Annotated in this window: 19 protein-coding genes and 3 pseudogenes; 12 read left to right on the top strand and 10 right to left on the bottom strand. The window is 62.9% G+C overall.

The window, feature by feature from the left end:
• Nucleotides 1-148 precede the first annotated feature (148 nt).
• Both BLS08_RS26785 and BLS08_RS18365 read left to right on the top strand, forming a co-directional pair.
• A pseudogene (locus BLS08_RS26785) lies at nt 149-751 on the top strand (CHASE domain-containing protein).
• Nucleotides 729-1,259 (top strand): annotated as a pseudogene (locus BLS08_RS18365) (EAL domain-containing protein); the annotation flags it as partial. The pseudogenes BLS08_RS26785 and BLS08_RS18365, both read left to right, overlap by 23 nt.
• A gap of 15 nt (nt 1,260-1,274) precedes the next feature.
• On the opposite strand, the gene BLS08_RS18370 reads toward BLS08_RS18365, so the two are convergent.
• The 4 genes and pseudogenes from BLS08_RS18370 to BLS08_RS26825 form a co-directional block, all read right to left on the bottom strand.
• Entirely contained in the window at nt 1,275-2,171 is an 897-nt protein-coding gene (locus BLS08_RS18370; protein ID WP_074679422.1) for an acyltransferase, read from the bottom strand.
• Nucleotides 2,172-2,456: 285 nt separating this feature from the next.
• Nucleotides 2,457-4,550, bottom strand: coding sequence for a phosphate acetyltransferase (gene pta / locus BLS08_RS18375; protein ID WP_074679424.1), 2,094 nt, complete (start codon nt 4,548-4,550; stop codon nt 2,457-2,459).
• A 9-nt stretch (nt 4,551-4,559) separates the two neighbouring features.
• A complete protein-coding gene (locus BLS08_RS18380) occupies nt 4,560-5,744 on the bottom strand; it encodes an acetate kinase (protein WP_075749518.1) in 1,185 nt (394 codons plus the stop codon).
• Nucleotides 5,745-6,072, bottom strand: a pseudogene (locus BLS08_RS26825) (DUF3565 domain-containing protein).
• Here BLS08_RS26825 and BLS08_RS18390 point away from each other — a divergent pair.
• From BLS08_RS18390 to clpB, 4 genes are all read left to right on the top strand, one after another.
• Nucleotides 6,041-6,526 (top strand): FKBP-type peptidyl-prolyl cis-trans isomerase, encoded by a 486-nt coding sequence (locus BLS08_RS18390; RefSeq protein WP_021489343.1) that lies wholly within the window; start codon nt 6,041-6,043, stop codon nt 6,524-6,526. The pseudogene BLS08_RS26825 and the gene BLS08_RS18390 overlap by 32 nt on opposite strands.
• Before the next feature lie 179 nt (nt 6,527-6,705).
• Complete coding sequence (locus BLS08_RS18395) at nt 6,706-7,191, top strand: glutathione peroxidase (protein WP_075749514.1); 486 nt, start codon at nt 6,706-6,708, stop codon at nt 7,189-7,191.
• Nucleotides 7,192-7,322: 131 nt separating this feature from the next.
• Nucleotides 7,323-8,060, top strand: coding sequence for a nitroreductase family protein (locus tag BLS08_RS18400; RefSeq protein WP_021489342.1), 738 nt, complete (start codon nt 7,323-7,325; stop codon nt 8,058-8,060).
• Nucleotides 8,061-8,179: 119 nt separating this feature from the next.
• On the top strand, nt 8,180-10,744 hold the full coding sequence (clpB, locus tag BLS08_RS18405) for an ATP-dependent chaperone ClpB (protein WP_017675355.1): 2,565 nt from the start codon (nt 8,180-8,182) through the stop codon (nt 10,742-10,744).
• Nucleotides 10,745-10,943: 199 nt separating this feature from the next.
• On the opposite strand, the gene dld is transcribed toward clpB, so the two are convergent.
• From dld to BLS08_RS18420, 3 genes are all read right to left on the bottom strand, one after another.
• On the bottom strand, nt 10,944-12,656 hold the full coding sequence (gene dld, locus BLS08_RS18410; RefSeq protein WP_090337121.1) for a D-lactate dehydrogenase: 1,713 nt from the start codon (nt 12,654-12,656) through the stop codon (nt 10,944-10,946).
• Between the two features lie 4 nt (nt 12,657-12,660).
• Nucleotides 12,661-13,800, bottom strand: coding sequence for an FMN-dependent L-lactate dehydrogenase LldD (gene lldD / locus BLS08_RS18415; RefSeq protein ID WP_090337123.1), 1,140 nt, complete (start codon nt 13,798-13,800; stop codon nt 12,661-12,663).
• A gap of 82 nt (nt 13,801-13,882) precedes the next feature.
• Nucleotides 13,883-15,577: an L-lactate permease gene (locus tag BLS08_RS18420; RefSeq protein ID WP_090337125.1), complete on the bottom strand. Its 1,695-nt coding sequence runs from the start codon at nt 15,575-15,577 to the stop codon at nt 13,883-13,885.
• A gap of 295 nt (nt 15,578-15,872) precedes the next feature.
• On the opposite strand from BLS08_RS18420, the gene BLS08_RS18425 reads away from it, so the two are divergent.
• Nucleotides 15,873-16,640, top strand: coding sequence for an FCD domain-containing protein (locus tag BLS08_RS18425; protein ID WP_017675351.1), 768 nt, complete (start codon nt 15,873-15,875; stop codon nt 16,638-16,640).
• Between the two features lie 170 nt (nt 16,641-16,810).
• On the opposite strand, the gene smpB is transcribed toward BLS08_RS18425, so the two are convergent.
• Nucleotides 16,811-17,293: an SsrA-binding protein SmpB gene (gene smpB / locus BLS08_RS18430; protein ID WP_017675350.1), complete on the bottom strand. Its 483-nt coding sequence runs from the start codon at nt 17,291-17,293 to the stop codon at nt 16,811-16,813.
• 127 nt (nt 17,294-17,420) lie between these two features.
• Here smpB and BLS08_RS18435 point away from each other — a divergent pair, with 127 nt between their 5' ends.
• From BLS08_RS18435 to BLS08_RS18445, 3 genes are read left to right on the top strand one after another with little or no spacing between them, the layout of a single operon-like run.
• Entirely contained in the window at nt 17,421-18,824 is a 1,404-nt protein-coding gene (locus BLS08_RS18435) for a sodium-dependent transporter (protein ID WP_075749502.1), read from the top strand.
• Nucleotides 18,825-19,259 carry a type II toxin-antitoxin system RatA family toxin gene (locus BLS08_RS18440; protein ID WP_075749500.1) on the top strand — a complete coding sequence of 145 codons (435 nt, stop codon included), beginning with the start codon at nt 18,825-18,827 and terminating at the stop codon, nt 19,257-19,259.
• The gene (locus BLS08_RS18445; RefSeq protein ID WP_017675347.1) at nt 19,252-19,572 is read left to right on the top strand and encodes an RnfH family protein; all 321 of its coding nucleotides are present in this window, start codon (nt 19,252-19,254) and stop codon (nt 19,570-19,572) included. Before BLS08_RS18440 ends, BLS08_RS18445 begins: the two co-directional genes overlap by 8 nt.
• 69 nt (nt 19,573-19,641) lie before the next feature.
• Here BLS08_RS18445 and BLS08_RS18450 read toward each other — a convergent pair whose 3' ends face one another.
• Entirely contained in the window at nt 19,642-20,160 is a 519-nt protein-coding gene (locus BLS08_RS18450) for an outer membrane protein assembly factor BamE (RefSeq protein WP_075749498.1), read from the bottom strand.
• Nucleotides 20,161-20,254: 94 nt separating this feature from the next.
• Here BLS08_RS18450 and fur point away from each other — a divergent pair, with 94 nt between their 5' ends.
• The gene (fur, locus tag BLS08_RS18455) at nt 20,255-20,659 is read left to right on the top strand and encodes a ferric iron uptake transcriptional regulator (protein WP_003240531.1); all 405 of its coding nucleotides are present in this window, start codon (nt 20,255-20,257) and stop codon (nt 20,657-20,659) included.
• A gap of 112 nt (nt 20,660-20,771) precedes the next feature.
• Here fur and recN read toward each other — a convergent pair whose 3' ends face one another.
• Nucleotides 20,772-22,448 carry a DNA repair protein RecN gene (gene recN / locus BLS08_RS18460; protein WP_090337126.1) on the bottom strand — a complete coding sequence of 559 codons (1,677 nt, stop codon included), beginning with the start codon at nt 22,446-22,448 and terminating at the stop codon, nt 20,772-20,774.
• A gap of 19 nt (nt 22,449-22,467) precedes the next feature.
• Between recN and grpE the strand changes: the two genes are divergently transcribed.
• On the top strand, nt 22,468-23,175 hold the full coding sequence (grpE, locus tag BLS08_RS18465) for a nucleotide exchange factor GrpE (RefSeq protein WP_257787005.1): 708 nt from the start codon (nt 22,468-22,470) through the stop codon (nt 23,173-23,175).
• The last annotated feature ends 19 nt before the right edge of the window (nt 23,176-23,194 follow it).

Raw genomic sequence — 23,194 nt, forward strand, 5'->3', positions numbered from 1 at the left:
TTTCCGACAACCTTCGTGACCGCCCGTCGTGTCCTTTGTGGTCAAAGGCCACTCATTCAAAACCTGACTAGAATGCTTGCTGTGGTTCTGTGATGTCCGCGCGCGGATGCCCCGTGTGCGTTGGTTCTGGATGACCGAGGGAGCGCGAATGGACGACAGAGCTGTCGAGTGGACGCCAAGGCCCTGGATACCGCTGCTGGCTGCACTTGGCCTGTTTATCGGGCTGGGTGGGTTGATTTATTGGCAGTGGAATACCCTGCAGGAACGTGAGCGGGAAGATAGTCAGCATCGCTTTGCGCTTGAGGCGCAGGATATTGGTCAGCGAGTGATGGCGCGCATGCAGGCTTATGAAATGGTCCTGCGTGGCGTTTCGGGGCTGATGAACGGGAGTGACCGGGTTTCTCCCATCGAGTGGGAGCGGGCACTGGATCAGCTGCAATTGCAGGATCGTTATCCGGGAATACAGGCCGTCGCCTGGTCGCGCTACCTGAGCCACGCGCAGTTGGACGATTTTCGAGCCGAGCCGAGCTGAAAGCGGATGAGCACCTCGATTATCAGGTGTTTCCCGAGGGGGGAGCGCGAGTACTACTTGCCCATCGATTACGTCAGTCCTCTGGATTGGCGTAACCGGCGCGTACTTGGTTTCGACATGTTCAGCGAGGCGATCCGTCGTCAGGCCATTGAGCGCAGCCTTGAGAGCGGTGATGCCAGCCTGAGTGGGCCGGTGGCGTCACGCCATCGAGAACGATGACTTCGTGCTGGTCTATCAGCCCCAGCTCCATCTCAATAGCGGCCGCCTGCGCGGCTTCGAGGCCTTGCTGCGCTGGCAGCATCGTGTCGTGGGTACCGTTGCGCCGAACGTGTTCATACCGCTGCTCGAAGAAACCCGCCTGATCAATTGCTTGAGCTGGGGGTGAAGATCGCCATCGATGACTTCGGCACCGGTTACTCGTCACTGGCTTATCTGCGTCATTTCGAACTGGACACGCTGAAGATCGGCCGTCTGTTCGTCTCCAACATGCTCGACTCACCGCGTGACGCCGCGGTGGTCAGCATCATCATCGATTTGGGCCATCATCTGGGGTTGGAGGTCATCGTGCGAGGGCGTCGAAACTCAGGCGCAGCGCGAGTGGCTGACGCGGCACCATTGCAACATCATGCAGGGCTTTCTGGTGGCGCCGGGTGTGTCGGCCGGCACCGCGATGCAGGTGCCGGCGCAGCTGGATTGGAGCAAGTTGCCCCTGCCGCGTGGTGAATGAAGCGGCGGTGACGCTTCAGGCTTGCTGGTGAAGGCTGGCGAGCTCCGCGTCTTTCTCTTCCCACAGGCGATTGACCCACTGCTGGAATGCCAGACGGTAGTCGTCGTCCTGATCGTAGTTGCGGCCGATGAATTCGCGCGGAATGTCGACCTGCCTGAAAATCACCTGCACGGCATCCAGGCGCCCGCAGAGCAGGTCCCAGAAGCCTGGTACGCCATGGGGATAGTGAATGGTGACGTTGACGATGGCGTGCAGCTGTTCACCCATGGCATCGAGCACGAAGGCGATGCCGCCAGCCTTGGGCTTGAGCAGGTACTTGAATGGCGACTGCTGCTGCGCATGTTTGGCCGGGGTCAGGCGGGTGCCCTCGAGGAAGTTGAATACCGCCACGGGGTTGGTCTTGTAGCGTGCGCAGGCCTTGCGCGTGGTGGCCAGGTCCTGGCCGCGCTTTTCCGGGTACTTGGCCAGGTACTCCTTGCTGAAGCGCTTCATGAATGGAAACTCCAGCGCCCACCAGCACAGGCCGATCACCGGCACCCAGATCAGCTCCTGCTTGAGGAAGAATTTCAGCAGCGGCATGCGCTGGTTGAGCAGGTACTGCAGCACCAGAATGTCCACCCAGCTCTGGTGGTTGCTGGTCACCAGATAGGAGTGACGGGTATCGAAACGCTCCAGGCCCTGGACGTTCCATTCGATATGGCCGACCAGACGCATCCAGAATTTGTTGATGCCGATCCAGCTTTCGGCGATGCCGTGCATGACGAAGCGCAGCGCGCGCTGGATCGGGGCGAACGGCAGCAGCAGCTTGAGCAGGGCGACGAAGAACAGCGGCCAGCACCAGAACAGGGTATTGAGAGCCAGCAGCAGGCTCGCGATCAGGCCGCGCAGCGGCGCGGGAAGAAAGTGCAGCATCGGGCAAACGCCTCCGTAAGCAGGCTGCACGCCCGGCGGGCAGCCTGAGAAGGGGGCTTTCTCTGCGCCCCGTATCAGTCGAAAGAGCTGCGGCGTTCCGTGCGGCGAGCTGGTTCGGCGCCAAGGGTAACGGTTGTGCACTGACCTACAAGTGCCAGTGGTGACCCGTTGGTTTCACTGGCTTGCAGGGTAGGCCATACGCACCGGCTTTTTTGACCGGCGAACGAGGGCGTCCTTCCTGGTGCGCCGGCTGAACACGCGGCGCACCCTAGGTCCTGCCTGGCTTCAGCTCGGCAGATCGGCCGCCTGGATTGCCGTCAGAGCGATGGTATAGACGATGTCATCGACCAGCGCACCGCGCGACAGGTCGTTCACCGGCTTGCGCAGACCCTGCAGCATCGGACCGACGCTGATGCATTCGGCACTGCGCTGCACTGCCTTGTAGGTGGTATTGCCGGTGTTCAGGTCAGGGAACACGAACACCGTGGCGCGACCGGCCACCGGGCTGTTCGGCGCCTTCTGCCGGCCGACGCTTTCGATGGCCGCGGCGTCGTACTGCAGCGGGCCGTCGAGCAGCAGGTCGGGACGTTTCTCGCGGGCCAGGCGAGTGGCGGTGCGCACTTTCTCCACTTCTTCGCCGCTGCCTGAATCACCGGTGGAGTAGCTGAGCATGGCCACGCGCGGCGGAATGCCGAAGGCCTGCGCCGAGGCGGCGCTCTGCAGGGCGATCTCGGCCAACTGCTCGGCGTTGGGGTCAGGGTTCACCGCGCAGTCGCCGTAGACCAGCACCTGGTCGGGCAGCAGCATGAAGAACACCGAGGACACCAGGTTGTAACCTGGTGCGGTCTTGATCAGCTGCAGCGCCGGGCGAATGGTATTGGCGGTGGTGTGGATGGCGCCAGACACCAGGCCGTCCACCTCGTCCAGTGCCAGCATCATGGTGCCCAGCACCACGGTGTCTTCCAGTTGTGCTTCGGCCATCGGTGCGTTGAGGCCCTTGCCCTTGCGCAACTCGACCATCGGCTCGATGTAGCGACCGCGAATCAGGTCCGGGTCGAGAATTTCCAGGCCTTCCGGCAGCTCGATGCCTTGCGCGCGGGCCACTGCGTGCACGTCTTCCGGCTTGGCCAGCAGCACGCAGCGGGCGATGCCGCGCGCCTGGCAGATGGCCGCCGCCTGCACGGTGCGCGGCTCGCTGCCCTCGGGCAGGACGATACGCTTGGCGGCCGCCTTGGCCCGTTGCACCAGTTGGTAGCGGAACGCCGGTGGCGACAGGCGCAGCTCGCGCGGCGTGCCGCAACGGGCGCTCAGCCAGTCGTGATCGATATGGCTGGCGACGAAGTCGGAGACCTTGCCCGCGCGTTCGCGGTCATCCAGGGGGATTTCCTTGTTCAGGCGGTTGAGGTGGGTGGCGGTGTCGTAGGACCCGGTGCTCACGGTCATCACCGGCAGGCCGCTGGCCAGGGCGCCCTGGCACAGCTCCATGATGCGCGGATCGGGGGCAAAGTCGCTGCACAGCAGCAGCCCGGCCAGCGGCACGCCGTTCATCGCAGCTAGGCTGGCGGAGAGGATGATGTCGTCCCGATCACCCGGCGTTACCACCAGAGTGCCCGGCTTGAGCAGCTGCACGCTGTTGGCCACGGCACGGGCGCAGAGCACGATCTTGAGCATGCGCCGCTGCTCGTAGTCGCCAGCGTTGAGGATGCGTGCGCCGAGCAGCTCGGCGATGTCTTTGGTTCGTGGTGCGTTCAGTTCGTCTTGCCAGGGAATGCAGCCGAGCAGGCGGAAATCCTGGCTCTTGAGCAACGGTGAGAGTTCCAGCAGGCGCTCGGCGAAGGCCGTGATGCCATCTTCGCTGCGCACCTTGTTGAGAATCACGCCGAGCACTTTCGGGTCCTTCGGCCCGCCGAACAACTGGGCCTGGATTTCGATACGATCGAACAACTCGGTGAGGCTCTCGTCCTCAGGCGCGCTGACCAGGATCACGTCGGCATCCAGGCTCTTGGCCAGGTGGAAGTTGACTCGTGCAGCGTAGCTGGCGTGGCGCGTCGGCACCATGCCTTCGACGATGACCACGTCCTTGTCGGCGGCCGCTTGTTGATAGAGGCTGATGATCTCTTCCAGCAGTTCATCCAGCTGGCCATCGCCGAGCATGCGCTCGACATGGCTCAGCGGCAGCGGCTTGGGCGAGTTCAGACCGTGGGTGCGGGCGATCAGCTCGCTGGAGCGCTCCGGGCCGAGATCGCCGGCATGTGGCTGGGCGATGGGCTTGAAGAAACCGACCTTGAGGCCGCTGCGCTCCAGCGCGCCGACCAGGCCGAGGCTGATGGAGGTAAGGCCGACACCAAAACCGGTGGGGGCGATGAAGAAGGTATGCATGAAAAAGCCTCAGTCGAGCAGGGCAAGGGTGTCGAGGGCGATCTGCCGCTCTTCGTTGGTCGGTACCACCAGCACGCGCGGGTGGCCGTCGGCATGAATGGCACCAGCGACGCCGCGTACGCAGCGGACGTTGGCCTGGGCATCCAGCTGCAGCCCGAGCAGGCTGAGATGGTTCACGGTCTTGCTGCGGATCAGCGCCGAGTTTTCGCCGATACCGCCGGTGAAGATCAGCCCGTCGAGGCGGCGCAGTGCGCAGCTCATCGCCGCCAGCGATTTGGCCAGGCGGTAGCAGAACACCTCGATGGCCAGGGTGGCGCCGGCATGGCCCTGTTCGCGGGCCTGCTCCAGCGTGCGCATGTCGTTGGACAGGCCGGACAGGCCGAGCAGGCCGCTGTCCTTGTTGAGCATGCTGTCGATCCGCTCCAGGCTCCAGCCCAGGGTGCGTGCCAGGTGGCCGTGCAGGTTGGGGTCGACATCGCCGCTGCGTGTGCCCATCACCAGGCCCTCCAGCGGTGTCAGGCCCATGCTGGTGTCGCGGCTATGGCCATTTTCCACGGCGCAGGTGGAGCTGCCATTGCCAAGGTGCGCGACCAGCCAGCTGCTGGCGTCGTACGCCAGGTCGCTCATCTGCGCGGCCTGGCGGCTGACATAGTGGTGACTGGTGCCGTGGAAGCCATAGCGGCGCACGCCGTGTTCGGCGTAGAGCGCCTGCGGTACGGCGTAGCGGTAGGCGTGCTCGGGCAGGCTTTGATGAAAGGCGGTATCGAACACCGCCACCTGGACCAGCTCCGGGAACAGCTTCATCGCCGCCTCGATACCCTGCAGATTGGCCGGGTTATGCAGCGGGGCCAGCGGCGCGACCTGGCGGATCGCTTGCAGGCTGGTGGCGTCCAGACGAGAGGCCCCGGAGAAGTGCTCGCCGCCATGCACCACGCGGTGGCCGATGCCGTGCAGCTCACCGGCTGCGGCCTGCTGTACCACAGGTAGAAGATGCGACAGGGCCAGGCGGTGGTCAGCGCCCGGCAGGACCAGGCTGTCCTTTTGTTCGCCTTGTTGCCAGTGCAGCACCGCCTCGGGGCTGCCAAGACGCTCGGCCAGGCCGCTGAGCATGAAGGTTTCCTGCGCTTCGTTGACCAAGGCGAACTTGATCGACGAGCTGCCGCAGTTGATCACCAGAATGTTGCGTGCAGACATTTAGACTTCCTTGGATTCATCGTGCGACCGATCCATGGCGCACCAGCCACAGGGGAAGAGGCTTCCCAGCCTGACTTGGCGCTGCTCGGGATCGAGTACCCAGGGCCGATTCTGCCAGGGTGGTCGGTGGCGTACATGCTGAGTATGGCCGCAAGACAAGACTGCCACCCAGTCGCCGTCGTCGTCCTGACGAAAATCAACGATGCGCACGGCCCGTTTGTCCGGGCTCGGGTCGCAATCCAGGCTGGCGTTGGTTAAACTTGCCCGTTCATTTATCTTTCGCAAAAGGTCTCCCCATGCTGATCGCCGCCAACAAGGCCGTCTCCATCGACTATACCCTGACCAACGATGCCGGTGAGGTGATCGACAGCTCCAGTGGCGGCGCGCCGCTGGTCTATCTGCATGGTGCCGGCAATATCATCGCCGGTCTCGAGAAGGCCCTGGTTGGCAAGCAGATTGGCGATGAGCTGGACGTTTCCGTCGAGCCGGAAGAAGCCTACGGCGAATACAGCGCCGAGCTGGTCGCGACTCTGAGCCGCGCCATGTTCGAAGGCGTCGACACCCTGGAAGTGGGCATGCAGTTCCACGCTTCGGGCCCGGACGGCAGCATGCAGATCGTTACCATCCGCGATATCGACGGTGACGACGTGACCGTCGACGGCAATCACCCGCTGGCCGGCCAGCGCCTGAACTTCAAGGTCAAGGTCGTAGGCGTGCGTGACGCCAGCGAAGAAGAAGTGGCTCATGGTCATATCCATGGCGAAGGTGGTCACCACCACTAAGTTGCCTGTCAGGCGACTTGCGGTCGTTCTCACTGGTTCAACCGCTGCTAAGCTCAAGCTTGCGATAAAAGGCGCCTTAGGGCGCCTTTTTTATGCATGGCGGCTTGCTCATGCACAGCCGCTTTGATGATTCATCGGGCCGTGCGCCCGCTGCACTGAATTCGCTGAGGAAGTTCGTCATGAGTGCCTTTCACGATCTCAATTTACGCGCGCTGGATGGCCAGGAACTGCCACTGGCGCCCTACAAGGGCCAGGTGGTGCTGGTGGTAAACGTCGCCTCCAAGTGCGGCCTGACGCCTCAGTACGCGGGGCTGGAAAAGCTCTATCAGCAGTACAAGGGCAATGGCTTTACCGTGCTCGGGGTGCCCTGCAACCAGTTTGCCGGTCAGGAGCCGGGCAGCGAGGACGAGATCCGCTCGTTCTGCAGCCTCAACTATGGCGTGACCTTCCCGCTGGGCAGCAAGCTGGAGGTCAATGGCCCAGGTCGCCACCCGCTGTATCGCCTGCTGGCGGGCGAGGGCGCCGAGTTTCCGGGCGATATCACCTGGAATTTCGAGAAGTTTCTGGTCGGCCAGGATGGCCGCGTGCTGGCGCGATTCTCGCCGCGCACCACGCCGGATGATCCTGCACTGATCCAGTCCATCGAGAAATCGCTCGGCCTCTAGGTCTTGGCTCCTGCGTCTCGATCAGAGGCGCAGGTGAGGCTGATCAGCCAAATCCACGGCCATTTCCTCCCATCCTCTTGTTCGCAAAGTCGCCCGGCTGCTTAATCGGGCGACTGCCGAGGAGTGCGCCCATGACCAGCTTTCTCAACGAGCAAACACCCGCCATGGCTTCGCCGGCCGAACTGCGCGCGCTGATCGAAAGTCGCCGCGCGGTACGCCGCTTCACCCCCGAACCGGTGCCGGACGCGGTGATTCGCGATTGCCTGGAGCTGGCCGTGCTGGCGCCAAACTCCTGCAACCTGCAGCCCTGGAGTTTTCAGGTGATTCGCGATCCGGCGCTGCTGGCGCAGTTGCACCCGGTATGCATGAGCCAGAACGCCGCCCGTGCACCTTTGATCATCGCCGTGCTGGCGCGCCCGGACACCTGGCGTCAGGCCTGCCGCAACGTCATCGATTACTGGCCGGAGGCCGAGGTGCCGGCGCGCATCCGCAGTTTCTACAGCAAGACCGCGCCGTTCCAGTACAACCAGGGGCCGCTGGGCTTGCTGGGTTTGTTCAAGCGTCAGCTGGTGCGACTGATGGGTGTGCGCAAACCCTTGATGCGCAAGCCCAACAGCAAGGCTGACATGCGATTGTGGGCGGTTAAGTCGACGGCGCTGGCAGCGGAGAACCTGATGCTGGCCTTCCAGAGCCATGGCTATGCCACCTGTCCGATGGAAGGCTTCGACGAGCCGCGCCTGCGTCGTGTGCTGGAGATCCCGCGTCAGGCCATCCCCATCATGCTGCTGGCCGTCGGGCGCCAGGGCGAGAAGGGCGTCTACAACCCGCGCCTGCGCTTTCCGCTGGAGCAGCAGGTGATCTGGCGCTGATCTGGATCAAGTCGTCACGTCTTGAATACGGCGTAATCGTCCTTATCTAGTCTGCATCTCAGCGAGTTTCTTTTTTCGGGGATGTTGTCCCGGCTCGCCACTCTGGAGGAAGGACATATATGCGTATCGATCGTTTGACCAGCAAGCTGCAACTTGCACTCTCCGATGCCCAATCCCTGGCGGTGGGCATGGACCACGCCGCCATCGAGCCGCTGCACCTGATGCAGGCGCTGCTCGAGCAACAGGGCGGTTCGATCAAGCCGCTGCTGATGCAGGTCGGCTTCGACATCAATAGCCTGCGCCAAGGTTTGACCCGCGAGCTGGATCAGCTCGGCAAGTTGCAGAACCCCACCGGCGACATCAACCTGTCGCAGGATCTGGCGCGTCTGCTCAACCAGGCCGACCGCCTGTCACAGCAACGCGGCGACCAGTTCATTTCCAGCGAGCTGGTGCTGCTTGCCGCCATGGACGAGAACACCAAGCTGGGCAAGCTGCTGCTCGGCCAGGGCGTGTCGAAGAAGGCCCTGGAAAATGCCATCGCCAACCTGCGCGGCGGCCAGGCGGTCAACGACCCCAACGTCGAGGAGTCGCGCCAGGCGCTGGACAAGTACACCGTCGACCTGACCAAGCGTGCCGAAGAGGGCAAGCTCGACCCGGTGATCGGCCGTGACGACGAGATTCGTCGCACCATCCAGGTGCTGCAGCGCCGCACCAAGAACAACCCGGTGCTGATCGGCGAGCCCGGTGTGGGCAAGACGGCCATTGCCGAAGGCCTGGCCCAGCGCATCATCAATGGTGAAGTGCCCGACGGCCTGAAAGACAAGCGTCTGCTGTCGCTGGACATGGGCTCGCTGATCGCTGGCGCCAAGTTCCGCGGCGAGTTCGAGGAGCGCCTGAAGGCGGTGCTCAACGAACTCTCCAAGCAGGAAGGGCGCATCATCCTGTTCATCGACGAGCTGCACACCATGGTCGGTGCCGGCAAGGCCGAGGGCGCCATGGATGCCGGCAACATGCTCAAACCGGCCCTGGCCCGTGGTGAACTGCACTGCGTCGGTGCCACCACGCTGGACGAGTATCGCCAGTTCATCGAGAAGGACGCCGCACTGGAGCGCCGCTTCCAGAAGGTGCTGGTGGACGAGCCGAGCGAGGAGGACACCATCGCTATCCTGCGTGGCCTCAAGGAACGCTACGAGGTGCACCACGGCGTGACCATCACCGACGGCGCGATCATCGCCGCGGCCAAGCTCAGCCATCGCTACATCACCGACCGCCAGTTGCCGGACAAGGCCATCGACCTGATAGACGAGGCCGCCAGCCGCATCCGCATGGAGATCGACTCCAAGCCGGAAGAATTGGACCGCCTGGATCGCCGCCTGATCCAGCTGAAGATCGAACGCGAAGCGCTGAAAAAGGAAGACGACGACGCGGCCCTCAAGCGTCTGGAAAAGCTCAAGGAAGATATCGCCCGCCTGGAGAAGGAATACGCCGACCTGGAGGAAATCTGGAAGTCGGAGAAGGCTGAGGTACAGGGTTCGGCGCAGATCCAGCAGAAAATCGAGCAGGCCAAGGCCGATCTCGAGGCTGCGCGGCGTAAGTCTGACCTGCAACGTATGGCCGAACTGCAGTACGGCATCATTCCGGATCTGGAGCGCAGCCTGCAGATGGTCGACCAGCACGGCAAGGCTGAGAACCAATTGTTGCGCAGCAAGGTCACCGACGAGGAGATCGCCGAAGTCGTTTCCAAGTGGACGGGTATTCCGGTGAGCAAGATGCTCGAAGGCGAGCGCGAGAAACTGCTGAAAATGGAAGGCTTGTTGCACCAGCGGGTGATCGGCCAGGACGAGGCGGTGGTGGCCGTGGCCAACGCCGTGCGCCGCTCCCGTGCAGGATTGGCTGATCCGAACCGGCCGAGCGGCTCGTTCCTCTTCCTCGGCCCGACCGGGGTGGGCAAGACCGAGCTGTGCAAGGCGCTGGCCGAGTTCCTCTTCGATACCGAGGAGGCGCTGGTGCGCATCGACATGTCCGAGTTCATGGAGAAGCACAGCGTCGCTCGCCTGATCGGCGCGCCGCCAGGCTATGTCGGTTATGAAGAGGGCGGTTACCTGACCGAGGCGGTGCGTCGCAAGCCCTACTCGGTGGTGCTGATGGACGAGGTGGAGAAGGCCCACCCGGACGTGTTCAACGTGCTGCTGCAGGTGCTCGAGGACGGCCGTCTGACCGACAGCCATGGCCGCACTGTGGACTTCAAGAACACCGTGATAGTCATGACTTCCAACCTTGGCTCGGCGCAGATCCAGGAGCTGGTGGGCGACAAGGAAGCGCAGCGCGCGGCAGTGATGGATGCGGTGAGCAGCCACTTCCGTCCCGAGTTCATCAACCGTATCGACGAGGTGGTGGTGTTCGAGCCGCTGGGCCGTGAACAGATCGCCGGTATCGCCGAGATCCAGTTGCAGCGTCTGCGTGGTCGTCTGGCCGAGCGTGAGCTGAGCCTGGAGCTGACCCCGGAGGCGCTGGACAAGCTGATCGCCGTCGGTTACGACCCGGTGTACGGCGCGCGTCCACTCAAGCGTGCGATCCAGCGCTGGATCGAGAACCCGCTGGCGCAACAGATACTCGCCGGCGATTTCGCCCCGGGCGCGATGGTGCATGCCAAGGTCGATGGCGAGGAGATCGTCTTCGCCTGATCGGTTGCCGCGTCAACACAAAGGCCCACCAAATTGGCGGGCCTTTGTTTTTGTAGCCCGGATGAAATCCGGGGAGTCGGCGTCAGGTTTGCCCGGATTGCATCCGGGCTACGGTGCAGCGGAGCTATTGTGGGAGGGGCTTCAGCCGCGACCGTCGCCGCTGAAGCCCCTCCCACATCCGTAATAGCGGCTCAGCCTCTTAGCAACAACCACCCCAATGCTTCTTCTTCGAGGTGTGGCCGATGCCGGGGTTGAAGGTATTGGTCGGGTCGAGCTCGCGGTAGAAGCCGGCCAACGCCGGCTTGGCCACGTACAGATGCCCAACGTTGTGCTCGGCCGGGTACTCGGCGCGGCGTTCGTCCAGCAGCTTCCACATGGCATGTTCCATGGCGAGCGGGTCATTACCCTTCTTGACGATATAGTCCTGATGGAACACGTGGCAGAAGAAGTGCCCGTAGTACAGCTTGTGGATGATCTGCTCTTCCATCTCCTGCGGCAGCGTCTCGACCCAGTCGCGGTCGTTGCGGCGCAGGGCGATGTCCAGGGCGAGGATGTCCTCGACGCTGCTGCGGTGCGCCTCGCGGTAGCGGATCGCGGCGCCTGCCACGGCGAAGCGATGCAGGAAGGCCTTGCGACCCTCATCGGCATCGCACTCGAAATAGGCACCGCTGTCACTGCCGGTGAAATACTCGCTGAGGAAGCTGCGGGTCTGTTCCAGCGTGTCGTTGGAGACACGCACCAGCAGGTGATGCTCAAAACGGTCACGGTACTCGCGCATGCGTGGCGGCAGGTGGCTGGGCAGCAGGTTCATCAGGGCCTGGATCACCTTGTCGGTCACGCCACGCAGGCCGAAGCGTTCGAAGAAGCCGTCGACCCGGCTCTTCATGGCGAAGGCAGCCGGCACCTTGGACGTACCGAACTTGTCGATCACCAGAAAGGTGTCCTTACCGTATTTCTCGCCGATGTCGAAGGCGGTGCGGTGGATGTATTCCCCGGCAATCGGCAGGCGCGGCAGTTCGGCCAGCAGGTGGCGGCGCACTTCGGTCAGATCGTGCGGGTCGTTGCTGCCGATATAGAACACCGTGCTCGGCTCTTTCGGGAAGGTGTCCAGGCGCACCGCGAACAGGCACAGTTTGCCGGCCGAACCGGAGGCTTCGAACAGGCGCGACGGGTCGGCATTGAAGCGTGCCGGGGTGTCGGCATCGACGTCGCGCACGTGCTCGCCGTAGCGCGCGTCGGAGGCCTTTGCCGTCTCTTCGTTGCGCACCTGCTGCGGTGTGTAGTCGCCGTTCTGCAGGCGGGTGAGGATTTCCTCCGGATCGTTGCCCAGCTCGATCCCCAGGTGGTTGACCAGTTCCAGCGAACCGTCATCTTTAACCTGTGCATACAGCGCCAGCTCGGTATAGGCCGGGCCACGGCGCACCAGGGCGCCGCCGGAATTGTTGCAGATGCCGCCGAGTACCGAGGCACCGATGCAGGACGAACCGATCACCGAATGCGGCTCGCGGTTCAGCGGCGCCAGGGCCTGTTCCAGGCGATCCAGGGTGGCGCCGGGCAGGCACACCACCTGCTCGCCATCGTTGATCAGTTGTACGCCGGTGATGCGCAGGGTGCTGATCAGCACGATCTCGCGGTCGTAATCGGCACCGTCGGGGGTGGAGCCGCCGGTCAGGCCGGTGTTGGCCGCCTGCATGATGACGATGCGGTCGGCCGCTACTGCCGCCTGCAGGATGCGCCACTGCTCCAGCAAGGAGCCTGGGCGCACCACCGCCAGCACGTTGCCTTCACCCGTACGGTGGCCCTTGCGGAAACGCCGTGTGGCTTGTTCGTCGGTCAGCACGTGGCTGGTTCCGACGATCTGGCGCATCTGCGCCAGCAGGGCGTCACGGGTGATGGAGGCGGCAGCAGTCATTGGCTCAACGCTCCATTACCAGCAGATCCGGAGTGATTTCGGCGATGGACTTGGCGCCGGTCAGCACCATGGCCACACGCATTTCCTTCTCGATCAGATCCAGCAGGTTGCTCACGCCAGCGCCACCGGCTGCGGCCAGGGCGTAGAGGAAGGCGCGGCCGAGCAGCACGGTGTCGGCGCCGAGAGCAATCATGCGCACTACGTCGAGGCCGGTGCGGATGCCGGAGTCGGCGAGGATCTTCAGCTCGCCCTTGACCGCATCGGCGATGGCCGGCAGGGCGCGGGCGCTGGACAGTACGCCGTCGAGCTGGCGACCACCGTGGTTGGAGACGATGATGCCGTCGGCGCCGAAGGTCACCGCATCACGAGCGTCTTCGGGGTCGAGGATGCCCTTGATCACCATCGGGCCGTCCCAGAAATCACGGATCCATTCCAGATCCTTCCAGGAGATCGACGGGTCGAAGTTGGCGCCCAGCCAGCCGATATAGTCCGCCAGGCCGGTCGGGTTGCCGCGGTAGGCAGAGATGTTGCCCAGGTCATGCGGTTTGCCCTTCAGGCCGACATCCCAGGCCCACTGCGGGTGAGTCATGGCCTGCAGCATGCGGCGCAGCGCCGCGTTCGGGCCACTCATGCCGGAGTGGGCATCGCGGTAGCGGGCGCCGGGCACGGGCATGTCGACGGTGAACACCAGGGTCGAGCAGCCGGCGGCCTTGGCACGCTCTAGTGCGTTCTTCATGAAGCCGCGGTCTTTCAGCACGTAGAGCTGGAACCACATCGGCCGGTCGATGGCCGGGGCCACTTCCTCGATCGGGCACACCGACACGGTGGACAGGGTGAAGGGAATGCCCTTGGCCGCTGCCGCCTTGGCTGCCTGCACCTCGCCACGGCGAGCGAACATGCCGGTCAGGCCGACTGGCGCCAGGCCTACCGGCATCGACATCTTTTCGCCGAACAGCTCGGTGGACAGGTCCAGTTCGGACATGTTCTTCAGCACGCGCTGGCGCAGTTCGATGTCCGACAGGTCGGCGACGTTGCGGCGCAGCGTGTGCTCGGCGTAGGCGCCGCCATCGGCGTAATGGAACAGGAAGGGCGGCAGCCTGCGTTGAGCGGCGGCGCGATAGTCGGTCGAGGCAGAAATGATCATGGGCTCATCCTGTTGCTGAAAAGGGGAAGCGTAGCCTTACGGCAAATGCCCCGACGATGTCGGGGCGGGCACTACCAGTCGATCAGTGGGGCATCAGCGGATCGCTGACACCCAGCACATAGATCGCGACCATCGCGATGATGCCGGTGAACAGCAGGTAGTACAGCGTCGGCCAGATGGTCTTGCGCAGAGTACTGCCTTCGCGGCCGAGCAGGCCAACGGTAGCCGAAGCTGCGACGACGTTATGGATCGCCACCATGTTGCCGGCGGCGGCGCCAACGGCCTGGACCGCGACGATCAGCGCGCTGGAGATACCCAGGCTGCTGGCCACGCCGAACTGGAACTGGCTGAACATCATGTTGCTGACGGTGTTGGAGCCGGCGATGAAGGCACCCAGGGCACCGATGCTCGGGGCCAGCAGCGGATAGATACCGCCAACGCTGTCGGCCACCCAGCGCGCCATGAGGATCGGCATGCTGGCCAGCTCGGCGCCGTTGACGCCGGAGTTGATCAGAATGCGCACCATCGGCACGGTGAACAGCAACACGAAGCCGGCGCTGAGCAATACGCTGGAGGATTCCTTCACCGCCTTGCCCAGGTCACGTGCCTTCATGCCATGCAGGAAGAAGGTGGCCAGGACCACGGCGACCAGAATGCCACCCGGCAGGTACAGGGGTTGGAAGTTGGCGCTGACGCCGGCTTCGCCGAGCAGGTCGGGGAAGTTCACCACCACCGCCTTCAGCGCGTTGCTCACTTCCGGGAACACGCGGCTGATCACCAGCAGGGCACCGACCAGCACATAGGGCAGCCAGGCGCGCAGTGCGCTCATCGGTTTGGCAGTCAGTTCGTCCAGTTTCATCTCGACGCTGCCCAGCCACTCGCTCGGCCATTTGTCGGCCGGGGCGAAATCCCAAGTCTTCTTCGGTACCAGGAAACCGAAGCGCGCGGCGCTGGTGACGATGGCCAGGCCGATCAGGCCGCCCAGCAGCGAGGGAAACTCCGGACCGAGGAACACCCCGGTGGCCGCGTACGGCAGGACGAATGCAAGGCCGGCGAAAATGGCGAACGGCAGCACTTCCAGGCCGGCTTTCCAGCTTTTCTCCTGACCGAAGAAACGGGTCAGCATCATCGCCATCACCAGTGGCATGACCACACCGACGATGGCATGGATGATCGCCACCTGGCCGGTGATCAATTGCAGGAACTGCGCCCAGGACGAACCTTGCTCGACCAGCTGTGCGCCGATGGTGGCGGTGTCCAGGCCGGTGTTGAGACCGACGATGATCGGTGTGCCGACGGCGCCGAAGGATACCGGTGTGCTTTGTACCAGCATGCCCATCAACACCGCGGCCATGGCCGGAAAACCGATGGCGACAAGCAGCGGAGCCGCGATGGCCGCTGGCGTACCGAAGCCTGAGGCACCCTCGATGAAGCAGCCGAACAACCAGGCGATGATGATCGCCTGGATGCGGCGGTCAGGGCTGATGGTGGTGAAGCCGGCACGAATGGCGGTAATGCCACCGGAGTGCTTGAGGGTGTTCAGCAGCAGAATGGCGCCGAAAATGATCCACAGCAGGCCGAGGGTGATCAGCAAGCCTTGCAGGGTGGAGGCCAGTACGCGGTTGAAGGTCATGTCCCAGGCGAACAGGCCTACAGCAGCAGTCACCAGGTAAACCAGAGGCATGGCGTGTTTGGCCGGCCAGCGCAGACCGATCAGCAGCACGGCAGCGAGCAGAATCGGCGAGAACGCCAGCAGGGCGAGAATTCCGTTGGACATTGGGTCTTACTCCACACGAGCGCACAACTGGCGCGGCAGGGATGAGGCGTGATCGAACAGGCTTGCAGCGCGTAGGGCTGTCATGGCGTGACCTCGATGGTTTGTTGTTCTTGTTGGTTAAATTGGTAATACCAATTTACAAGATAGCGGGCTCAGGTTAAAAGTTGCTCAATAGGCTGTCAAATCGAGAGGCTAAGACTTTGGTCGTAGAGTGCTTGCTTGTTCAGCGAGGAGGGGCGCTATAGGCTTGCCCTGTGAGGCCATCGGCTTGGTCAAACCAATGGAGATGTGGGTAATGGAAGTAGGTCAGGTGCGGCAGCGTCGTCTCTCTGATGACATCGTCGCGCAACTGGAAACCATGATTCTCGAGGGCACCTTGCGTGTCGGTGAGAGGCTGCCTGCAGAACGTGCGCTGGCCGAGCAGTTCGGTGTGTCTCGTCCGTCCCTGCGTGAGGCGATCCAGAAACTGGTGGCCAAGGGGCTGCTGGTCAGTCGCCAGGGCGGCGGTAACTATGTTGCCGAATCACTCGGCTCGACCTTCAGCGACCCGCTGTTGCAACTGCTGGAGCACAAGGAAGACGCCCAGCGCGATCTGCTGGAATTTCGTCACACGCTGGAAGGCTCCTGCGCCTACTACGCGGCCAGGCGAGCCACCGATATCGATCGCCAGCGCCTCACCGAAGCGTTCGAAGCCTTGCAGGATTGCTACGCGCGAGTCGGCAAGGTGACTCGCGCCGAGGAGGGTGCGGCCGATGCGCGTTTTCACCTGGCGATTGCCGAGGCCAGCCACAACGCTGTTCTGCTGCACACCATTCGTGGCTTGTTCGATCTGCTCAAGCGCAACGTGGTGACCAACATCGGTGGCATGTATGCCCAGCGCGAAGAGACCCGCGACATGCTGATCGGGCAGCACCGCGCGCTGTACCAGGCGATCATCGAAGGTCGCGCGGAGGACGCCCGCGAGCTCTCCAATCAGCATATCGATTATGTGCAGGAGGTGCTGTCGGAAGTGCAGTTGGAAGCCCAGCGCGTGGCGCGTGCGCAGCGCCGACTGGGGTTGTAGGCGCTACAGGCTGTACTGGAGCAGGGCGTGACTGGCGGCGATCCGTTGGCGAAGCAATACGCTGTTGAGTCCCAACGGAATGTTGTGGTGCCAGGTCTGGCATGGCGGACTGTTCGCTTGGGCTCCTGAGTCCGCCCTACGCCAACTTTGCCTGCAGCCTGTCGCCGCTTTTAGTCGTCCTTGCCCTTGCTGCGCATCGCACGTTGAACCTCACGGTCGGCGTCACGCTCTTTCTCGGTGTGGCGCTTGTCGAAGTCCTTCTTGCCCTTGGCCAGGGCAATTTCGCATTTGACCAGATGCTGCTTCCAGTACAGCGACAGCGCCACGGCGGTGTAGCCCTTCTGCTGCACGGAGCCGAACAGCTTTTCCAGCTCGCGCTTGTTCAGCAGCAGCTTGCGCGTGCGGGTCGGGTCGGCGATGACATGGGTGCTGGCGGTTTTCAGTGGCGTGATGTGGCAGCCCATCAGCCAGGCCTCATCGTCCTTGAGCAGCACGTAGCTGTCGACCAGCTGTGCCTTGCCGGCACGCAGACTCTTCACTTCCCAGCCGGACAGCACCAGGCCGGCCTCGAACTTGTGTTCGATGAAATAGTCATGCAGCGCCTTCTTGTTCAGCGCGATGGTGCCTTGGGGATGTTTCTTTTGCTTAGCCATAGGGCGCGCATTATAGGGAGTCGTCCGCGCCTGCGCCATGGGGCTTTACCGAGCCAAACTTGAGCCCATGCCGCGAATCTCCGACAATGCGCGATCTTTTTTCCCGCAGTATGGGGTCTTGGCCGCAATGGCGAGCGACAAAGTTTCGATTCATGGTGCCTGGACCAGTCGCTGGGTGTTCATTCTGGCGGCGACCGGCTCGGCTGTCGGTCTCGGCAATATCTGGAAATTCCCCTACATGACCGGGGTCTACGGCGGCGGTGCGTTCGTCGTCATGTACCTGTTCTGCATCGCCCTGGTGGGTGTGCCGATCATGCTGGCGGAAACCCTGATCGGCCGCCGCGGCCGGCAGAGTCCGGTCAATGCAATGAAGAGCCTGGCGATCGAAGCCGGAGCCTCGAAGCACTGGTCGCTGGCTGCGCTGATGGGGATGGTCGCCGCGCTACTGATCCTGTCCTTCTACAGCGTGGTGGCCGGTTGGTCGCTGGATTACATCATCGGCATGGGCCGTGGTGACTTCACCGGCATCAGCGCCGATGGGGCAGGTGCGGCGTTCGGCGGTCTGACCTCCGATCCGTGGCGACTGACCCTGTGGCACAGCCTGTTCATGCTGATCACTGCGTTCGTCATCGCCAAGGGGGTGGTAGCAGGGTTGGAGCGCAGCCTGCGCATCATGATGCCGCTGCTGTTCGTGTTGTTGCTGGTGCTGCTGGGCTATAGCTTCACCACCGGGCATTTCCGCGAAGGTTTCGACTTCCTCTTCCATTTCGATCCGAGCAAGGTGCAGGACGGCATTCTGGCGGCCATGGGCCATGCCTTCTTTACCCTGAGCGTGGGCGTGGGCTCGATCATGGTCTACGGCGCCTACATGCCGAAGAAGGCCTCGATCGGCGTCACGGTGCTGACCGTCGGTCTGCTCGATACCCTGGTGGCGCTGACGGCGGGTCTGGCATTGTTCCCCATCGTCTTTGCCGCCGGCCTGGAGCCGGGCGGTGGCCCGGGGCTGATGTTCGTCACCCTGCCGATTGCCTTCGGCAATATCGCTTTCGGTCAGGTGATGGGGCTGATCTTCTTCGTGCTGGTGGCTGTTGCCGCATGGAGTTCGTCGATCTCCATGTTGGAGCCGGCCGTGGCTTACTTCGTCGAAAAAACCGGGCGCAGTCGTGCGCAGGTAACCGCCGCGCTGGCGCTGTTGTGCTGGCTGGTGGGGATGGGCACGGTGCTGTCGTTCAACCTGTGGGCCGAGACCAAGTTCTTCGTCTTCGCCGAGGACGGTTTCCATCTGTTGCAGTGGGGTGCCGAGGGCGGCAAGACGTTCTTCGACAGCATCGACTACCTCACCAGCCGTATCCTGCTGCCGCTGGGCGGTCTGTCTTTCGCCATGTTTGCTGGTTGGGTGCTGAGCCGTGATGCTGTGCGTGAAGAGTTGTCCATCAGAAGCCCGCTGCTGTTCAATCTGGCCCTCTGGCTGATTCGCGTAGTGGCGCCAATCGGCGTGCTGATCGTGTTCATTGCGGAGCTGAGCAAGTAAATGGCTACTCGAATCCAGCGTTCGGCATTGTTGCCGTACCCGGCGCAGGCACTGTTTGATCTCGTCAACGATGTGGCCGGTTACCCACAGTTTCTGCCTTGGTGCCGCGCCAGTGAGGTGTTGGAGGTCAGCGAAACACACATGCTGGCCAGCCTCGAGGTGGCCAAGGGCAGCATCGGCCAGCGCTTCGTCACGCGTAACGTGCTGCTGCCTGGGCAGCGTATCGAGATGAACCTGCAGGAAGGGCCTTTTACCAGTCTCCATGGCGTCTGGGAGTTCAAGGCGCTGGGTGACAAGGCTTGCAAGATCAGCCTGGACCTGACCTTCGACTATGCTGGGCCACTGGTGCGTGCCACGCTGGGTCCGCTGTTCAATCAGGCGGCCAATACCATGGTCGACGCCTTCTGCCAGCGAGCCAAGCAGCTGTATGGATAAACCCAGTATTGCCATCGAAGTGGTCTATGCCCTTGCCGAACGGCAGAAGCTCCTGCGTCTGTCCGTACCGGCCGGCACTACGGTGCGCGAGGCCGCGCTGCGTTCTGGTATGCAGCAGTTCTTTCCGGAGCTGGATCTGAGCCAGGCGCCGCTGGGCATTTTTGGCAAGGCGGTAGGCAAGCCGGAAGAGCGAGTGCTGGAGGAGGGTGAGCGTGTCGAGATCTATCGACCGCTGATCGCCGATCCGAAGGAAGTGCGCAAGCAGCGTGCGGCCAAAGCCAAGGCCAGGGAAGAAGGCGAGGAGTCGAGCTGACCCGTCAGCTCGTAAGACGGCAGATATGAAAAAGCCCGGATTCGCTCCGGGCTTTTTTGTGTGCATGTGTTACTGCGGATCGGTGTCCAGCGGCTCGGGCGTAGGGACCGGAACGGTCTCGACCTGGTCCACTTCGCGCTGAATCTGCTCCAGCAGCGAGCCGGGGGCGGGCGGCGTTTCATCCTGCGGTTGGGCTTGCGGCTGAGCGCTGCTGGTGTCGCTAGTCTGGCCCATGATTGCCTGGTCACGGCTGACGCCGGGCATGAAGTCGCCGGCCAGGCCAACCAGTTGGTCGCTGCCGTCGAATACCAGGCTGACGCGTTCCTGCAGGCGCTGACCGCCGCCGGGCTGGATGCTGTACAGATAATCCCAGCGATCGGCATGGAAGGTGTCGGTGATCAACGGGTTGCCCATGATAAACCGCACTTGGCGTCGGGTCATTCCCGGGCGCAGCTGGTCTATCATGTCCTGTGTCACGACATTGCCCTGTTGAATGTCGATCTTGTAAACCCCGGGGAATGAACAACCGGCGAGTGCGAAGAGCCCGGTCAGCGACAGGCTGGTCAGCAAGAGCTTGGTTTTTTGCATCGGAGGGTGACTTCCACTATCTTGGGCAACTTGAACCCCGGATCATACCCGTATTGAAGGGTGCTGCGAAGCAGCATCCATGAGAAAGCAGACCATGGTTGAAAATAACGAACTGCGCAAAGCTGGACTGAAGGTGACTCTGCCACGAGTCAAAATCCTGCAAATGCTCGACAACGCCGAGCACCGCCATATGAGTGCGGAGGATGTCTACAAGGCTCTGATGGAGGCGGGTGAGGACGTTGGCCTGGCCACCGTGTACCGCGTGCTGACTCAGTTCGAAGCGGCCGGCCTGGTGGTGCGTCACAACTTCGATGGCGGCCATGCCGTATTCGAGTTGGCTGACAGCGGCCATCACGACCATATGGTCTGCGTCGACTCCGGTGAAGTGATCGAGTTCTTCGACGCCGAGATCGAGAAGCGCCAGAAGGAGATCGTCAAGGAACACGGTTTCGAGCTGGTCGACCACAATCTGGTGCTGTACGTACGCAAGAAGAGCTGATTCTTCTGCGGCAATCAAAAAGGCGACCCTCGGGTCGCCTTTTTGCTTTGTCGTGGCCTGGATGCAATTCGGGTGACTTGGTGCTCCCGGATTGCATCCGGGCTACGTCGCTTCAGGCGGCCTGGGCGCTGGTGACCATCTTGCGGGCGTGAGCCAGGGATTCCTCGGTCAGGTCGACGCCACCGAGCATGCGGGCTATTTCCTCGACGCGGCCGCTCTCGTCCAGCTTGCTCACGGCGGTAGACGTGGCATCTTCGCCGCGCCGCTTGTGCACGAACAGATGTTGATGGCCCTGCGCGGCGACTTGCGGCAAGTGGGTGACGCACAGCACCTGACCGCGTTCGCCGAGGCGGCGCAGCAGTTGCCCGACCACTTCGGCGGTCGGGCCGCCGATACCGACGTCCACTTCGTCGAACACCAAGGTCGGTACGCGCGAGGTTTGTGCGGTGATCACCTGGATCGCCAGGCTGATGCGTGACAGCTCGCCACCCGAGGCCACCTTGGCCAGGCCGCGTAGCGGCTGGCCAGGGTTGGCGCTGACCAGGAACTCCACCGTTTCCAGGCCGCTGGCATGTGGCTCTTCGCTGCTCATGGCCTGGAGCTGGATGTTGAAGCGACCGCCAGGCATGCCCAGCGCCTGCATTTCCTGCTCCACTGCAGCGGCCAGGCGTTCGGCGGCATTGCTGCGTAGCGCGCTGAGCTCGACTGCCTTTTCCTGATAATGGCGTTCATAGGCGGTCAGCTCCTCAGCCAGGCGTTCGCTGGCCTGGTCGTCGGCATTCAGGCTCTCAAGCTCTTCGAACAACTGTTGCTGCAGGGCAGTCAGTTCGGCTGGTTGAATACGGTGCTTGCGTGCCAGGGTGTAGATGGTGTCCAGGCGCTCTTCGAGCAGTTGCTGGCGCTCCGGGTCGGCGTCGAAGTGATCGAGGAAGCGATTCAGCTCGCCGACTGCTTCTTCGACCTGGATCTGCGCACTGGCCAGCAGGTTGCTGGCTTCGTTCAAGGCGCCGCCCTGGCCGCCAAAGGCGCCCAGGCGGTTGAGGCTGGCGGTCAGCGCGGAGAGCACGTTGCCGGCATCGCTCTCGCTGCACAGATCGAGCACCTGGCGACAGGCCGCGAGTAGCGCTTCAGCGTTGCTCAGCGCCTTGTGCTCCTGTTCCAGCTGTTCCAGTTCGTTGTCGCCCAGCGCCAGATTTTCCAGCTCTTCCAGTTGATAGCTGAGCAACTGGTGGCGGGCGCGCTGTTCGTCACCCTGGCTGGAGATGCGCTCCAGCTCGTTGCGTGTCTGCTTCCAGCGTTGCGCGGCGAGTTGCACCTGGCGCGCGAGGTCCTGGCTGCCGGCGTATTCGTCGAGCAGGCGGCGATGGGTGTCGGTCTTGAGCAGCGACTGATGCTCGTGCTGGCTATGGATATCGATGATCAGCTCGCCAAGGGCCTTGAGGTCGGCCTGCGGGCAGGGGCTGCCGTTGATATAGCCGCGCGAGCGGCCTTCGGCGGTGATCACCCGGCGCAGGATGCACGGGCCGTCGTTGTCCAGATCCCGTTCGGCGAGCCAGGTGCGGGCTTCGGGAATGTCCGCCAGGTCGAAGCTGGCGAGAATGTCAGCCTTGTCTGCGCCTGGGCGTACCACGCCGCTGTCGGCGCGATCACCCAGGCACAGGCCGAGGGCGTCGAGCATGATCGATTTGCCCGCGCCGGTCTCGCCGCTGATGGCGCTCATGCCGGCATCCAGCTCGAGATCCAGGTGGTCGACGATGGCGTAGTTGTGAATGGACAGGTGCACCAGCATGGCGAACGCTCCCGAATTGATGTCTGGTTATTTATACAGTGTTTTTTCTTTCTCTGGCAATCCTCCCTATTGCCCCTTGAAAGCTGTGGAATTGACTCCATATAGGCGGCAGGAGCGCGAGTCGGTATCGCGCCAGTTTTTTCGAGAGGAGAAAGGCATGGCTGACGAACAGACCCTGGATACGCAGAATTCCGAGGCGCAGGCAGCAGAAGCTGTGGCGCCTGGTGACGACCTGGCTGCTCGCGTGCAAACGCTGGAAGAGCAACTGGCCGCTGCACAGGATCAGTCGCTGCGCGTGGCTGCCGACCTGCAAAACGTGCGTCGTCGCGCGGAGCAGGATGTAGAGAAGGCACACAAATTTGCGCTGGAAAAGTTCGCCGGCGATCTGTTGCCGGTAATCGACAGTCTGGAGCGCGGCCTGGAGCTGTCCAGCCCTGACGATGTGTCGATCAAGGCCGTGCGTGAGGGCATGCAACTGACCCTCAAGCTGTTCCACGACACCCTGGCTCGCTACAACCTGGAAGCCATCGACCCGCATGGTGCGCCGTTCAACCCGGAGCATCACCAGGCCATGGCCATGGAAGAGAGCATCCACGCCGAGCCGAACTCGGTGCTCAAGGTGTTCCAGAAAGGCTATCTGCTCAACGGTCGCCTGCTGCGCCCGGCCATGGTCGTGGTCAGCAAGGCACCAACCACGCCGCCGCCGAGTATCGACGAGCAGGCTTGAAATCAGCAGTAACGACCCC

Source organism: Ectopseudomonas chengduensis, from assembly GCF_900102635.1.
In the GTDB taxonomy this organism is placed as follows: domain Bacteria; phylum Pseudomonadota; class Gammaproteobacteria; order Pseudomonadales; family Pseudomonadaceae; genus Aquipseudomonas; species Aquipseudomonas chengduensis.